Origin of the sequence: Pseudomonas sp. CP-1, assembly GCF_021213715.1 — a bacterium.
Lineage (GTDB): Bacteria > Pseudomonadota > Gammaproteobacteria > Pseudomonadales > Pseudomonadaceae > Pseudomonas > Pseudomonas aeruginosa.
Window position 1 is genome coordinate 66,225 of sequence record NZ_JAJQKY010000014.1, and the last position, 13,485, is coordinate 79,709.

At 66.7% G+C, this 13,485-nt stretch carries 15 protein-coding genes; 4 read left to right on the top strand and 11 right to left on the bottom strand.

Annotated features, from left to right (window positions below; translation table 11 throughout):
* Positions 1-75: 75 nt before the first annotated feature.
* The 3 genes from arfA (at position 76) to LT948_RS23845 (ending at position 2,150) form a co-directional block, all read left to right on the top strand.
* Positions 76-228 (top strand): alternative ribosome-rescue factor A, encoded by a 153-nt coding sequence (gene arfA, locus LT948_RS23835; RefSeq protein ID WP_003093169.1) that lies wholly within the window; start codon positions 76-78, stop codon positions 226-228.
* A 178-nt stretch (positions 229-406) separates the two neighbouring features.
* Positions 407-811 (top strand): hypothetical protein, encoded by a 405-nt coding sequence (locus LT948_RS23840; protein ID WP_021265261.1) that lies wholly within the window; start codon positions 407-409, stop codon positions 809-811.
* Positions 804-2,150 (top strand): lytic murein transglycosylase, encoded by a 1,347-nt coding sequence (locus tag LT948_RS23845; protein ID WP_003132508.1) that lies wholly within the window; start codon positions 804-806, stop codon positions 2,148-2,150. Before LT948_RS23840 ends, LT948_RS23845 begins: the two co-directional genes overlap by 8 nt.
* Before the next feature lie 109 nt (positions 2,151-2,259).
* On the opposite strand, the gene LT948_RS23850 is transcribed toward LT948_RS23845, so the two are convergent.
* On the bottom strand, positions 2,260-3,150 hold the full coding sequence (locus tag LT948_RS23850) for an alpha/beta fold hydrolase (protein ID WP_003132505.1): 891 nt from the start codon (positions 3,148-3,150) through the stop codon (positions 2,260-2,262).
* A gap of 107 nt (positions 3,151-3,257) precedes the next feature.
* Here LT948_RS23850 and LT948_RS23855 point away from each other — a divergent pair, with 107 nt between their 5' ends.
* Positions 3,258-4,151, top strand: coding sequence for a LysR family transcriptional regulator (locus LT948_RS23855; RefSeq protein ID WP_003132503.1), 894 nt, complete (start codon positions 3,258-3,260; stop codon positions 4,149-4,151).
* Between the two features lie 145 nt (positions 4,152-4,296).
* Here LT948_RS23855 and lipA read toward each other — a convergent pair whose 3' ends face one another.
* The 10 genes from lipA to rsfS form a co-directional block, all read right to left on the bottom strand.
* Complete coding sequence (lipA, locus tag LT948_RS23860) at positions 4,297-5,280, bottom strand: lipoyl synthase (RefSeq protein ID WP_003119196.1); 984 nt, start codon at positions 5,278-5,280, stop codon at positions 4,297-4,299.
* Positions 5,277-5,930 (bottom strand): lipoyl(octanoyl) transferase LipB, encoded by a 654-nt coding sequence (gene lipB, locus LT948_RS23865; protein ID WP_003093177.1) that lies wholly within the window; start codon positions 5,928-5,930, stop codon positions 5,277-5,279. Before lipB ends, lipA begins: the two co-directional genes overlap by 4 nt.
* Positions 5,930-6,211, bottom strand: coding sequence for a DUF493 domain-containing protein (locus LT948_RS23870; RefSeq protein WP_003100311.1), 282 nt, complete (start codon positions 6,209-6,211; stop codon positions 5,930-5,932). The genes lipB and LT948_RS23870 overlap by 1 nt, the downstream gene beginning before the upstream one ends.
* Positions 6,212-6,281: 70 nt before the next feature.
* The gene (locus LT948_RS23875; RefSeq protein ID WP_003093182.1) at positions 6,282-7,442 is read right to left on the bottom strand and encodes a D-alanyl-D-alanine carboxypeptidase family protein; all 1,161 of its coding nucleotides are present in this window, start codon (positions 7,440-7,442) and stop codon (positions 6,282-6,284) included.
* Between the two features lie 65 nt (positions 7,443-7,507).
* Entirely contained in the window at positions 7,508-8,533 is a 1,026-nt protein-coding gene (gene rlpA / locus LT948_RS23880; RefSeq protein WP_003093184.1) for a septal ring lytic transglycosylase RlpA, read from the bottom strand.
* On the bottom strand, positions 8,530-9,552 hold the full coding sequence (gene mltB / locus LT948_RS23885; protein WP_003132500.1) for a lytic murein transglycosylase B: 1,023 nt from the start codon (positions 9,550-9,552) through the stop codon (positions 8,530-8,532). Before mltB ends, rlpA begins: the two co-directional genes overlap by 4 nt.
* 8 nt (positions 9,553-9,560) lie before the next feature.
* Positions 9,561-10,664, bottom strand: a complete 1,104-nt coding sequence (rodA, locus tag LT948_RS23890; protein WP_003114090.1) for a rod shape-determining protein RodA — start codon at positions 10,662-10,664, stop codon at positions 9,561-9,563.
* Positions 10,665-10,695: 31 nt separating this feature from the next.
* Positions 10,696-12,636: a penicillin-binding protein 2 gene (mrdA, locus tag LT948_RS23895; RefSeq protein ID WP_003093191.1), complete on the bottom strand. Its 1,941-nt coding sequence runs from the start codon at positions 12,634-12,636 to the stop codon at positions 10,696-10,698.
* 12 nt (positions 12,637-12,648) lie between these two features.
* Positions 12,649-13,116 carry a 23S rRNA (pseudouridine(1915)-N(3))-methyltransferase RlmH gene (gene rlmH / locus LT948_RS23900; protein WP_003093193.1) on the bottom strand — a complete coding sequence of 156 codons (468 nt, stop codon included), beginning with the start codon at positions 13,114-13,116 and terminating at the stop codon, positions 12,649-12,651.
* 7 nt (positions 13,117-13,123) lie between these two features.
* Complete coding sequence (gene rsfS / locus LT948_RS23905; protein WP_003100305.1) at positions 13,124-13,480, bottom strand: ribosome silencing factor; 357 nt, start codon at positions 13,478-13,480, stop codon at positions 13,124-13,126.
* Between the last annotated feature and the right edge of the window lie 5 nt (positions 13,481-13,485).

Consider the following 13,485-nt stretch of genomic DNA (forward strand, 5'->3'; position numbering starts at 1 on the left):
GGACAATCCGCGGCGACAGGCAGATGATGCGCGCGCTGGCGAGCGCCAGCCCGATCACCTTCGAGGACCTCTGCCATGGCAAAGAAAAGCAAGCGGCCGAACAAGGCCAAATCCCTGGTCGCCCAGCCACTGTTCCGCAGCCGCCAGGAACAGGCGAAGAAAGGCAAAGGCAGCTACCGCCGCGAAGCCTCCCGTAACTGGGAGGCTTCTTTCGTTATGGCGGCCTGAAACAGCCGCTGGTCCATCCTCCCGCAACGCCCTCCTCACCCACGCGCCCCGCCTACCCCGCCCGAAGCCCGTCGACAAGACCAACCCCACCGCCAGCCTGCCGCCCATGGGCACACTATCGTCGGCGCGCAAGCCCTGGCCCCCTCGGGGTGGGCGAAAAGCCAATGGTTCCTCCATCATGATCCGCGGCCTCGACATCCCGCGCGGCCGACTGGCAACCCTCTGGCCATTGCAGCGCACGAACCAGGCTCGGGCGTTCGATGCCGACGCCGAAGCGGGTAGCTATGTCGCGCAGAACGAAGGCCAGGAAGAAGAAGTCGAAGGCCTCGAGCATGCCGCGCGACCCGTCGCCGATCCCGACTCGGGTGCGCCGCGAGGCTTCGACAGGCGGCGGAGCGATACGGACGAAACCATTGGCCGCCCGACACTGACCGAACCTATGTCGAAAGATATCCACCACGCCGATGGAACCGCATTGGCGAACCCGGGGCCCCGCCGGCGCGTCCAACGACGGCAGACGCGTCCTGGCCGGCGTGCTAAGGTGGCCCGTCCCGAGGACCCTGCTGAGGAGAGCAATGCGTAACCCCGAACGATCCGCCCTGCTGAAGGTGAGCGGGCTGCTGGGCAGCACCGTCGTCGCCATGGGGCTTGGCCTCTCCAGTGCCTGCGCGCAGAAGAACCCGATAATCGAATACAACCAGCCTGCCGCTCCCCTGCAGACCAAGGCGCCCTTCACCGGCGCCGGCCCGGCCGCCTCGGTGTCCGCTGGCGCGCCGAGCGAGGCCCAGCCTGGGCAGAGCTTCGAACAGTGGCGCGACGCCTTCCGTCAACAGGCGCTGGCCGGTGGAATCGATGCGCAGACCTTCGATCGCGCCTTCGCCGGGGTCGAGCCCGATCCCGCCGTGGTCGAAGCCGACCGCAGCCAGCCGGAATTCACCCGGCCGGTATGGAAATACCTGGAAGGCGCCCTCGATCCGCTGCGCGTTCGCCAGGGCCAGGCGCGCCTGGCGCAGCACGCGCGCATCCTCGGCGAAGTCGACGCGCGCTATGCGGTGGATGCGGATGCGGTGGTGGCGATCTGGGGCATGGAGAGCAACTACGGTTCGCACATGGGCAACAAGAACGTGATCCGCTCCCTGGCGACCCTCGCCTATGAAGGACGCCGCCCGGAATTCGCCCACGCCCAGTTGCTCGCCGCCCTGAAGATCCTCCAGCACGGCGACGTTCCGGCCTCCTTCATGATCGGCTCCTGGGCCGGCGCCATGGGCCAGACCCAGTTCATCCCGACCACCTACAACCAGTATGCCGTGGACTTCGACGGCGACGGCAAGCGTGACATCTGGGGCTCGCCCGGCGACGCCCTGGCCTCCACCGCCAACTACCTGAAAGCCTCCGGCTGGATCGCCGGACAACCCTGGGGGTTCGAAGTCCGCCTGCCGGCAGGCTTCGACTATTCCCTGGCGGAACTCACCATCCGCAAGCCCCTGGGCGAGTGGCAAGGGATGGGCGTACAAGGCGTCAACGGCGGCCCCCTGCCCTCCGGGCTCTCCGGCGAACAGGCCTCGCTGCTGCTGCCGGCCGGGCACCGCGGCCCGGCCTTCCTGGTGCTGCACAACTTCCGCGCCATCCTCAAGTACAACAACTCCAGTGCCTATGCCCTGGCCGTCGGCCTGCTCGCCGACAGCTTCAAGGGCGGCGGCCGGATAGTCGGCGCCTGGCCACTGGAGGATGTTCCGCTGAGCCGCTCGCAGCGCATCGAGCTGCAACGGCAACTGGCCGCCCGCGGACACGATCCGGGCGCGGTGGACGGCATCATCGGCGCCAATACGCGCAAGGCGATCCGCGCCTGCCAGCAGGAGTTCGGCTGGCCGGCGGACGGCTATCCGACCCCGGCGCTGCTCGACCGCCTGCGGACGCCATAGGGCCGCCGGCGGAGCTTACGACCCCACGTCCGCCGCGACCGCTCGCGGCACACCGGTTCGTAGGGCGGATAACGCCATGGGCGTTATCCGCCGCTGCGGCGTCCAGAACCTAGTCATCCGCGCAGAACCGCAGGATAGCGTCCGCCACCTGGGTGGCCGCCTCGCGCTGCGGAAAATGGCCGACGCCCTCCAGCACCAGCCGCTGGTAACGCCCGCTGAAGTAGTGCTCGCGTCCGCGGGAGCCGTCGGGGTGGGTGCAGGCATCCGCGCCGCCGTGCAGCACCAGGGTCGGCAGCGCCAGGCGCGGTGCCGGGAGCAAGCGCTGTTCCGCCGCCCCGTAGCGCGGCTCCCCCGCGACGAAGCCCCAGCGATGCCGATAATAGTGCAGCACCACGGCGACCCAGTCCGGCCCGGAGAAGGCCTGGGCGGCCTCCTGGAAATCGCGCTCGGCATACCATCCCGGCGGCGACCAGGTGTCCCACATCTGCCGGGCGAACGCCTCGCCCTCCTCGCGCAGCGCGCGCTCGCCGCGTGGCGTGGCCATGAACCACTGGTACCAGAAGCTACGGGCCTGCGGCAGGGAAAGAACTTGCTGCGGATCGTTGCTGGCGTACCCCACCGAGAGCATCACCAGGTGCGAGGCGAAGCCCTCGCGCAGTCCGCAGGCACTGGCCACCGCGCGGGCACCCCAGTCATGGCCGACCAGCAGGGGACGCTGCAATGCCAGGCCGTCGACGAATGCCAGCAGATCGCAAGCCAGAGCCGCCAGTTGCCCGCTGCGCGGAGTAGACGCATCGCGAAAGCGGGTCGGGGCGAATCCCCGGAGGGCTGGTGCCAGCACCCGATAGCCGGCGTCCGCCAGGGACTCCGCCAGGTCTTCCCAGGCATGCGGGCTGTCCGGCCAACCGTGCAACAAGACGGCGCTGCGCGCCCCCTGCGGATTCCACTCCAGGTAGGCGATATCCAGGACATCGGTGGAAACGAAGGCATAGCGGCTCATCGGACCTCTCCAAGAGAAAGCGAAGGGACATCCTAGGACGCTTGCCAAGGGTGATTCATGAATAGTTAGCGTCTACTATTCATGAAACGAGATGAATGGAAGACCTCATGGAGCTTGCCGTCCCCACCTCCCAATCCCTGGATATCGTGTTGTTGCGTACCTTTCTCGAAGTGGTCGACAGTGGCGGCTTCGCCCTCGCCGCGGACAATCTCGCGCTCACTCCCTCCGCGGTCAGCGGGCATATCAAGCGCCTGGAACAGACAGCCGGCGTCAGCCTGCTCAGCCGCACCACCCGCCGCCTGGAGCTGACCCAGGCGGGCGAGACGCTCTACGCCTATGCCCGCAACATCGTCGAGCTGGAGCGCGAGGCCCGCGCCAGGCTGCACGGCACGCCGATCCGCGACCGCCTGCGCATCGGCGCTTCGGAGGACTTCGCCAGCGCCTGGCTGCCACGCGTCCTGCAACGCTTTCGCCGCTGGCACCCCGAAGCATCCATCGAACTCAAGGTCGGTATCACCACCGACCTGCTCCGCCAGCAGGCCCAGGGGCGCACCGACGTGGTGTTCGGCAAGCAGTGCCGGCGGGTCGGAGACGACGGCGAACTGCTCTGGGAGGAACCGCTGGTCTGGGCCGCGGCGACCGCGATCGAGCTGCCCGTGGGCGAACCGCTGCCGCTGGCGCTGTTCCCCGAACCCTGCGTCTACCGCGAAGCGGCGATTACAGCCCTCGGCGCCGCTGCGCGTCCCTGGCGCCTGGTGTTCGAGAGCGCCAGCATGGCCGGCTGCCTGTCCGCCGCGCTGGCCGGTTTCGCCGTGACGGTGGTGGCGCGCAGCCAGATGCGCGAGGGGCTGCGCGAACTGGGCCCGGAACAGGGTTTTCCGACGCTGCCGGAGGCGCGTTTCTACGCCTTCTCGCGCCAACCCAGCCTGGCGGCCGAGGCACTGATCGAGGCGGTGCGGCAGCTCGGCCAGCGCAGTCGCTTCGTTACCGCACAGGGATGAGAGCAAACGGTACTCACCTACGCGCCGGCGGATAACCGCAAGCGGTTGTTCGTCCTACGTCCGAAGAGGCTTCGTGGCTGCCCAATGAAAAACGCCGCGTCCCTGTGCAGGGACGCGGCGTCGGAAGGCATTGGCGCGGCGTCGATCAGCCGATCTTGTTGCCGTGCGCCTGCTGGTCGGCATGGTAGGACGAACGCACCAGCGGACCGGACGCGACGTTCTTGAAGCCCATCTTCTCGCCTTCCTCGGCGAACCAGGCGAAGGTATCCGGATGCACGAAGCGCTGCACCGGCAGGTGGTTGCGCGACGGCTGCAGGTACTGGCCAAGGGTCAGCATGTCGATGTCGTGCTCGCGCATCCGCTGCATGACCTCGATGACCTCATCGTCGGTCTCGCCCAGGCCAAGCATCAGCCCGGACTTGGTCGGTACGTGCGGAACCATCTGCTTGAACTTCTGCAGCAGGTCCAGCGACCACTCGAAGTCCGAGCCCGGCCGCGAGGAGCGGTACAGGCGCGGCACCGTCTCCAGGTTATGGTTGAACACGTCCGGCGGCTCGTTGGCGGTGATCTCCAGGGCGATGTCCATGCGACCGCGATAGTCGGGCACCAGGGTTTCCAGCTGGATCCCCGGCGACAGCTTGCGGATCTCGCGCAGGCAGTCGGCGAAGTGCTGGGCACCGCCGTCGCGCAGGTCGTCGCGGTCCACCGAGGTGATCACCACGTACTTCAGCCGCAGGTCGGCGATGGCGATGGCCAGGTTGGTCGGCTCGTCGACGTCCAGCGGCTTCGGCCGGCCATGGCCGACGTCGCAGAACGGGCAGCGCCGGGTGCAGATGTCACCCATGATCATGAAGGTCGCGGTGCCGCCGGAGAAGCACTCGCCCAGGTTCGGGCAGGACGCCTCTTCGCAGACGCTGTGCAGCTTGTGCTTGCGCAGCAGTTGCTTGATGCGGTCGACCTCGGGGGAAACCGGGATGCGCACGCGGATCCAGTCGGGTTTCTTCGGCAGTTCCTCGGTGGGAATGATCTTCACCGGAATCCGCGCGACCTTTTCCGCGCCGCGCAGCTTCACGCCGACTTCCACCTTGCCCGGCTTGGCTTCTCCGGACTTCTCCACAACAGTGCTCATGTCAGTTCGATCCCGCCCGTAAGGGTCTTCTGTTCAGCGTAGCCAAGGCGTGAGACGAGCTCAGCGCGCAATCGGGTACACACCTCGGCAAAATCCACCGGCCCAACCAGGTCGCGCAGTTGGGTCATGGGCATCCCGGCGTAGCCGCAGGGATTGATTCGTTGGAACGGTCGCAGGTCCATGTCCAGGTTCAGCGCCAGGCCATGGAAGGAACAGCCGTTACGGATGCGCAGGCCGAGGGAGGCGATCTTCGCCCCGTCGACGTAGACACCCGGCGCGTCCGGCTTGGCCACGGCCTGCACGTCATAGGACGCCAGCAGGCCGATCAGGCTCTGCTCGATCCGGCTGACCAGCTCGCGCACGCCCAGTCCCAGGCGGCGGACATCGAGCAGCAGGTAGGTGACCAACTGGCCGGGGCCGTGGTAGGTCACCTGGCCGCCGCGATCCACCTGGATCACCGGGATGTCGCCGGGGAACAGCACATGCTCCGCCTTGCCGGCCTGCCCCTGGGTGAAGACCGCAGGGTGCTGCAACAGCCAGGCTTCGTCCATTACCGATTTGTCGCGTTCGGCAACGAAGCGCTGCATGGCATGCCAGGTCGGTTCGTAGGGAACCTCGCCGAGCTCACGGAAGCCCAGCTCGAGTCCCATCAGAGCACCATGTGCACGCGTCCGGTCGCGCGCAGGTCGTTATGGATGGCTTGCAGTTGGTCGACATCGGTGGCGGTGATCAGCACCTGCACCGAGAGGAAGCGCCCCTTGCTGCTGTCGCGGACCACCAGGGTCTCGACGTCGAGATCCGGCGCGTGGCGCTGGATGATTTCCACGACCAGGTCGGAGAAACCTTCGCCGGCGTCGCCGATCACCTTGATCGGATAGCGCTCGCAGGGGAATTCGATTTTCGGGGGTTGAACGTCAGGGGTATCGGTCATGGCGGCGGCGGACCCGTGGTCCGCGGGGACGGGCGCCCGCTGGCCTCGTGAGCGGGCGGGCGCCGGTCGGTCAGTTGAACAAACCGTAGAAGAACAGGCGGATGCTATCCCACAGGCGGCGGAAGAAACCACCCTCCTCGACGGCGTTGAGGGCGACCAGGTCGGCGCTGCGGATGACCTTGTCGTCCAGCTTCACTTCCACCTTGCCGATCACCTGGCCCTGCTGGATCGGCGCCATCAGCTGCGGCTCCAGGACCATGCTGGCCTGCAGCTTCTGCATCTGGCCGCGCGGCAGGGTCATGGTCAGGTCTTCGGCGAGGCCGGCTTTCACTTCATGCTCGGAACCCTTCCAGACCAGGCCCTTGGTCAGCTCGGTGCCCTTCTTGTAGAAGTTGCGGCTTTCGAAGAAGCGGAAGCCATAGGTCAGCAGCTTCTGGGTCTCGGCGGCGCGGGCCTGCTCGCTGTTGGTGCCGAACACCACCGCGATCATGCGCTGGCCGTCGCGTACCGCGGAAGCCACCAGGCAGTAGCCGGCTTCGTCGGTGTGGCCGGTCTTCAGGCCGTCGACGGTCTTGTCGCGCCACAGCAGCAGGTTGCGGTTCGGCTGCTTGATGTTGTTCCAGAGGAATTCCTTCTGCGCGTAGATCGCGTAGTGGCTCGGCTCGCCGTAGATGATCGCGCGGGCCAGCACCGCCATGTCGCGGGCGGAGGAATAGTGGTCCGGGTTGGGCAGGCCGGTGGCGTCCATGAAGTGGGAGTTGGTCAGGCCCAGCTTCTGCGCGGTGGTGTTCATCATGTCGGCGAAGGCGTCTTCGCTGCCGGCGATATGCTCGGCCAGGGCGACGCTGGCGTCGTTGCCGGACTGGATGATGATGCCATGCAGCAGGTCGCTCACCGATACCTGGCTGCCGACCTTGATGAACATCCGCGAACCGCCGGTGCGCCAGGCATGTTCGCTGACGGTGACCAGGTCGTTCTCGCCGATGCGGCCGGCCTCGATCTCCTTGGTGGCGATGTAGGCGGTCATCAGTTTGGTCAGGCTGGCCGGCGGCAGGCGCTGGTCGCCGTTGTTCTCGACCAGAACCTGGCCGCTCTCTCCGTCCATCAGGACGTACGACTTGGCGGCCAGTTGCGGCGGCGCCGGAACCATGGATTCAGCAGCCCAGCCAGCCGTAGGGGCGATGAACAGGACAAGCAGTGACAAGCGTTTCGCGATAGTGGTGATGTTCATCCGTCTCTCTGGTTCTACCAATGGTCAAACAATCCCTTGCGGGAATTCCCTGCGTGAGTAGGCGCTCAGTCGGGGCGTACCAGCGTCGGCTGGCCAAGGTTGGCCACGCGGATGCTGTCCTGGGTGCGGCTAACCTCGTCCGCCGAACCGATCGGTCCCAGCCGCACCCGGTGCAGAATCTGCTGGTTGCGTACGACCGAGCTGATAAACACCGGCGCAGCCGTCACGCCGCTCAGCTTGGCCTTCAGCAGCTCCGCTGCATCCGGGTTGGCGAAGGCGCCCACCTGGAGATACAGGCCATCGGCTGGTAATGAAGCGTTTTTTTTTGAGTCGATCTGCACCGGCAGCACGGCGGCCGCGTGCTGCGCCGGCGGCGGGGTGTAGGTCTCGATCGGCTGGGCCATCGCCACCGCCTGAGTTTGCGTCGCAGCGGGGGCCTGGGCCACCGCCTGCTTGGGCTGCGCCAGGACCATCGGTGCCGGCCGGCCGCGCTGGGCCCACCACTGCACCGGGTCGATGCCTTCGACCTTGACCCGCGCGGTGCCGGTCTCGGCATAGCCGAGCTTCTTCGCCGCGGCGAAGGACAGGTCGATGACCCGGTCGGAATAGAACGGGCCGCGGTCGTTGACGCGGACGATCACGCTCTTGCCGTTGTCCAGGTTGGTCACCCGCACGTAGCTCGGCAACGGCAGGGTCTTGTGCGCGGCGGTCATGCCGTAGAGGTCGTAGGTCTCGCCGTTGGCGGTGGCCTGGCCGTGGAACTTGGTGCCGTACCAGGACGCGGTGCCGACCATCCGGTAGGCCCGCGCATCGTTCATCGGGTAGTAGGTCTTGCCCAGCACGGTGTAGGGATTGGCCTTCACCGAACCGTTGTGCGGCATCGGCACCGCATCGGGGATCCGCGACACGTCGACGTCCCACCAGGGGGCGCCGTCGCGATGCGGACGGGAATAGTCGCCCGGCCCGGAAATGCCCGCCTGCCTGGCCGGCTGCTGGGGCGCCTTGCTGGAGCAACTGCTCAACAGCACGGCCGCCAGCCCGAGGCCGCAGACGGCGGGCAGGATCAGGGAGGAGCGGACACGCTTGCTCAATGGGCACCTCGCGCGCGGGCAATCTCGCCCGCCAGCTGATAAACCGCCATGGCATACATGGCGCTGCGATTATAGCGGGTGATCACGTAGAAGTTCGGCAAACCGACCCAATACTCGATGCCCTTGTCGCCGACGAAACGCATCGCCGTGACCTTCTGGTCGTCGCGCAGCGCATCGTGGGTGCGCCAGCCGCGGGCACGCAGCTCGCCCAGGCTCATGGTCGGGTCGACGCCCCTGGTCACCGCGCTCTCGGCGCTCTCGTCGTTGATCTCGGCCACCGAGACCACCGGCTCGCCGGTGACCCAGCCGTGCTGCTTGAAGTAGCTGGCGACGCTACCGATGGCGTCGGTCGGGTCGCTCCAGATATTGATGTGGCCATCGCCGTCGAAGTCCACCGCGTAGGCGCGGAAGCTGCTCGGCATGAATTGCGGCAGGCCCATGGCGCCGGCGTAGGAGCCGGTCAGGCTGAGCGGGTCGACCTGCTGTTCGCGGGCGAGCAGGAGGAACTCGCGCAACTCCTTGCGGAAGAAGTCGGCCCGCGGCGGGTAGTCGAAGCCGAGGGTGGACAGCGCGTCCATCACCCGGTAGCTGCCGGTGTTGCGGCCGAAGAAGGTTTCCACGCCGATGATCGAGACGATGATCTCGGCCGGCACGCCGTATTCCTTCTCTGCCCGCGCCAGGTCTTCGGCATGCTTGTTCCAGAAGTCGACACCACGACTGATGCGCGCGTCGCTGATGAAGATCGGCCGGTATTCCTTCCACTGCTTGACCCGCTCGGCCGGGCGCGAGATCGCATCGAGGATCGACTGCTTGCGGTTCACGTCGCGGAACAGCCCCATCAGCTGCTCTCCGGCGAAGCCGTAGTCGCGGGTCATTTCGCTGACGAACTCGGCCACTTGCGGCGAGCCGTCGTAGTCCCCCGCCTGGGCCGCCCCGGACAGGCCAATGACGCCGGCTACGCCGACCCATTGGACGCCCCTGGCCGCCCATGTACGCAGTACTTGCATTGCGTTCTTCACTCTTGGTCTCAAACCTGGGCGATCCACTTCCGATGGGTATGGATCGACATCAGAACCCCGAACCCTGACAACAGGGTAACCAGCGAAGTTCCGCCATAACTAATGAAAGGCAGCGGTACCCCCACCACCGGCAACAACCCGCTCACCATACCGATATTCACGAAGACATAAACGAAAAACGTCATGGTGATGCCACCGGCCAGCAGTTTGCCGTAGAGCGTCTGCGCCTGGGCGGTGATCACCAGGCCACGACTGATCAGCAGCAGGTAGAGCACCAGCAGCAGGCAGACGCCGACCAGGCCGAACTCCTCGCCGAGGACCGCAATGATAAAGTCGGTGTGGCTTTCCGGCAAAAAATCCAGGTGCGACTGGGTGCCCAGCAGCCAGCCCTTGCCGAATACCCCGCCGGAACCGATGGCCGCCTTAGACTGGATGATGTTCCAGCCGGTGCCCAGCGGGTCGCTTTCCGGGTCGAGGAAGGTCAGCACCCGCTGTTTCTGGTAGTCGTGCATGATGAAGAACCACATCGCCACTGCGATCGGCACCGCCGCCGACACCGCGCCGACGATCCAGCGCCAGCGCAGGCCGCCGACGAACAGCACGAAGCCGCCGGAAGCGAGGATCAGCATGGCGGTGCCGAGGTCGGGCTGTTTCAGGATCAGCACGAACGGGGTGATGATGATCGCCAGGCTGATCACCATGTGCTTGAGCCCCGGCGGCAGGTTGCGCTTGGACAGGTACCAGGCCACCGTCATCGGCATCAGCAGCTTCATGAACTCCGAGGGCTGGAAGCGGATCACCCCGGGGATGTTGATCCAGCGCGTCGCCCCCTTGGCGTCGTGGCCGATCACGTCGACCACCACCAGCAGCGCGACCCCCACCAGGTAGCCCAGCGGCACCCAGCGGGCCATGAAGCGCGGCTCGATCTGGGCGATGACCACCATCATGCCCAGTCCCAGGCCGAACGAGGTGGCCTGCTTCATCAGCATGTCCCAGCTCTTGCCGCTCGCCGAATAGAGGACGAACAGGCCGGTGGCGCCGAGGATCAGCAACAGCAGCAGGAGAATCCCGTCGATGTGCAGGCGCTGCAACAGGCTGGCGCGCCGGCGCATCACGTCTTCGTTGGACAGGGTGCGGTCGAAGTTACTGTTCAAGGGCGGGCGCCTCCGGCTCGGCTGCCGTGGGTTCGGGCTTGGCCACCGCCGCCGCGAGCGGCGCGACGGGTTCCGCGTATTCGGCCTTGAGCTTGCCGTGCTCGTCGAGCAGCCAGGCGTCCATCACCTGCTTGACCACCGGGGCGGCGACGCCGGAGCCGGACTCGCCGTTCTCCACCATCACCGCCACCGCGATCTGCGGGTTGTTGGCCGGCGCGAAGCCGACGAACAGGGCGTGGTCGCGGTGCCGCTCGAGCAGCTTGGAGCGGTCGTAGCGCTCGTTCTGCTTGATCGCCACCACCTGGGCGGTACCGCTCTTGCCGGCGATCAGGTAGGCCGAGGTGGCGCCAACCTTGCGCGCCGTGCCGCGGGCGCCATGCACCACCTGCTGCATGCCGTAGTCGACGCGGTCCCAGTTGGCCGGGTCGCGCAGCACGATGTCGGGCATCGGGTCGGGGTCGACCGGCGGCTGGCCGTCGATGGTCTTGGCCAGGTGCGGGCGGATCCAGTGGCCCTTGTTGGCCAGTAGCGCGGTCATCTGCGCCAGTTGGATCGGCGTCGCCTGCATGTAGCCCTGGCCGATGCCGAGGATCAGGGTCTCCCCCGGGTACCAGACCTGGCGGCGGGTCTTGCGCTTCCATTCGCGCGAGGGCATCAGCCCGTCGGCTTCGCCGAACATGTCCAGGGCGACTTTCTGGCCGAAGCCGAAGCGGCTCATGAAGGCGTGCAGGCGGTCGATCCCCAGCTTGTGCGCGAGGTCGTAGAAATAGGTGTCGTTGGACCGGTAGATCGCCGACTCCAGGCTCACCCAGCCATCGCCGTAGCGGTTCCAGTTACGGTACTTGTGGTCGTAGTTGGGCAACTGGTAGTAGCCGGGGTCGAAGACCCGCGAGGTCGGCGTGACCACCCCGGCGTCGAGGCCGGCCAGTGCCACCGCCGGCTTCACCGTCGAGCCCGGCGGATAGAGCCCGCGCAGGACGCGGTTGTACAGCGGCCGGTCGATGGAGTCGCGCAGCTCGGCATAGGCCTTGAAGCTGATGCCGGTGACGAACAGGTTGGGGTCGTAGCTCGGCTGGCTGACCATCGCCAGCACGTCGCCGGTGGACGGCTGGATCGCCACGATGGCGCCCCGCCGCCCGGCCAGGGCGTTCTCGGCGGCCTCCTGCAGGCGGCTATCGATGCTCAGGACGATGTCCTTGCCGGGAATCGGGTCGGTGCGCTTGAGCACCCGCAGCACCCGCCCGCGGGCGTTGGTCTCGACTTCCTCGTAGCCAACGGTGCCGTGCAACTCGCTCTCGTAGAAGCGCTCGATGCCGGTCTTGCCGATATGGTGGGTGCCGCTGTAGTTGATCGGGTCGAGGTTCTTCAGTTCCTGCTCGTTGATCCGCCCGACGTACCCGACCGAATGGGCGAAGTGCTCCTTCAGCGGGTAGTGGCGGACGAACTGGGTCGCCACGTCGACGCCCGGCAGGCGGAACTGGTTCACCGCGATGCGGGCGATCTGTTCCTCGTTGAGTTCGAACATGATGGGAACCGGCTCGAACGGACGCCGCCCCTGCTTCATGCGCTTCTCGAAGATGGCCCGGTCGTCCTCGGTCAGGCCGAGGATCTCCACCAGCGTGTCGAGGGTCTTCTGCAGGTCCTCGGTGCGTTCGCGGGTGATGGTCAGGCTGAAGCTCGGCCGGTTGTCGGCGATGATCACGCCGTTGCGGTCGAAGATGATCCCGCGGGTCGGCGGGATCGGCTGCACATGGACCCGGTTGTTCTCCGACAGCGTCGAATGGTACTCGTACTGGGTCACCTGCAGGTGGTACATGCGCGCCACCAGCACCAGGGTCAGCAAGACCACCGCCACCGCCCCGACGATGACGCGCCGACGCACCAGGCGGGCGTCTTTCTCGTGGTCTTTCAGGTGGATCGGCTGCGGCATCGGGACTGGGGACTATTTGTGGTAGGGGTGCCCGGACAATACGGTCCAGGCCCGGTAGATCTGCTCGCCGACCAGGATCCGCACCAACGGGTGCGGCAGCGTCAACGGCGACAGCGACCAGCGCTGCTCGCTGCGCGCGCAGACCTCCGGCGCCAGCCCTTCCGGGCCGCCGACCATGAGATTCACGGTGCGTGCGTCGAGACGCCAGCGATCCAGTTCGCGAGCCAGTTGCTCGGTGCTCCAGGGCCGACCTTCGACCTCCAGGGTCACCACCCGTTCCCCCGGCTGCACGCGCGCCAGCATGGCCTCGCCTTCCTGACGGATCAGGCGCGCCACGTCGGCGTTCTTGCCGCGGGTGTTGAGCGGGATCTCCACCAGTTCGAGGGACAGCTCGGCCGGCAGGCGCTTGACGTATTCCTGCCAGCCTTCCTCGACCCAGCGAGGCATGCGCGAGCCAACCGCGATCAGGCGCAACCGCATGCCGGCGTCACTCTTCCGGCTGGTGCTGGGCGCGGCTCTGCTCGGCGCCCTGCCACAGGCGCTCCAGGTCGTAGAACTGGCGGGTCGCCGGGAGCATCACGTGGACCACCACGTCGCCCAGGTCGAGCAGCGCCCATTCGCCGGACTCCAGGCCTTCGCTGCCCAGGGGCTTGACGCCGTTTTCCTTGGCCTTGGTCAGGACGTTGTCGGCCAGCGACTTGACCTGGCGGCTGGAACTGCCGCAGGCGATCACCATGTAGTCGGTGACGCTGGTCTTGTCCCGCACATCGAGGGTCACGATGTCCTGGGCCTTGAGATCTTCCAGGGCATCGATGGCCACTTGGACGAGTTGTTCGGTTTGCATTGAGT

Coding starts and splice junctions, on each gene's coding strand:
- arfA (WP_003093169.1), top strand. CDS start 76: ATGGCAAAGAAAAGCAAGCGGCCGAACAAGGCCAAATCCCTGGTCGCC.
- LT948_RS23840 (WP_021265261.1), top strand. CDS start 407: ATGATCCGCGGCCTCGACATCCCGCGCGGCCGACTGGCAACCCTCTGG.
- LT948_RS23845 (WP_003132508.1), top strand. CDS start 804: ATGCGTAACCCCGAACGATCCGCCCTGCTGAAGGTGAGCGGGCTGCTG.
- LT948_RS23850 (WP_003132505.1), bottom strand. CDS start 3,150: ATGAGCCGCTATGCCTTCGTTTCCACCGATGTCCTGGATATCGCCTAC.
- LT948_RS23855 (WP_003132503.1), top strand. CDS start 3,258: ATGGAGCTTGCCGTCCCCACCTCCCAATCCCTGGATATCGTGTTGTTG.
- lipA (WP_003119196.1), bottom strand. CDS start 5,280: ATGAGCACTGTTGTGGAGAAGTCCGGAGAAGCCAAGCCGGGCAAGGTG.
- lipB (WP_003093177.1), bottom strand. CDS start 5,930: ATGGGACTCGAGCTGGGCTTCCGTGAGCTCGGCGAGGTTCCCTACGAA.
- LT948_RS23870 (WP_003100311.1), bottom strand. CDS start 6,211: ATGACCGATACCCCTGACGTTCAACCCCCGAAAATCGAATTCCCCTGC.
- LT948_RS23875 (WP_003093182.1), bottom strand. CDS start 7,442: ATGAACATCACCACTATCGCGAAACGCTTGTCACTGCTTGTCCTGTTC.
- rodA (WP_003114090.1), bottom strand. CDS start 10,664: ATGCGCCGGCGCGCCAGCCTGTTGCAGCGCCTGCACATCGACGGGATT.
- mrdA (WP_003093191.1), bottom strand. CDS start 12,636: ATGCCGCAGCCGATCCACCTGAAAGACCACGAGAAAGACGCCCGCCTG.
- rlmH (WP_003093193.1), bottom strand. CDS start 13,116: ATGCGGTTGCGCCTGATCGCGGTTGGCTCGCGCATGCCTCGCTGGGTC.
- rsfS (WP_003100305.1), bottom strand. CDS start 13,480: ATGCAAACCGAACAACTCGTCCAAGTGGCCATCGATGCCCTGGAAGAT.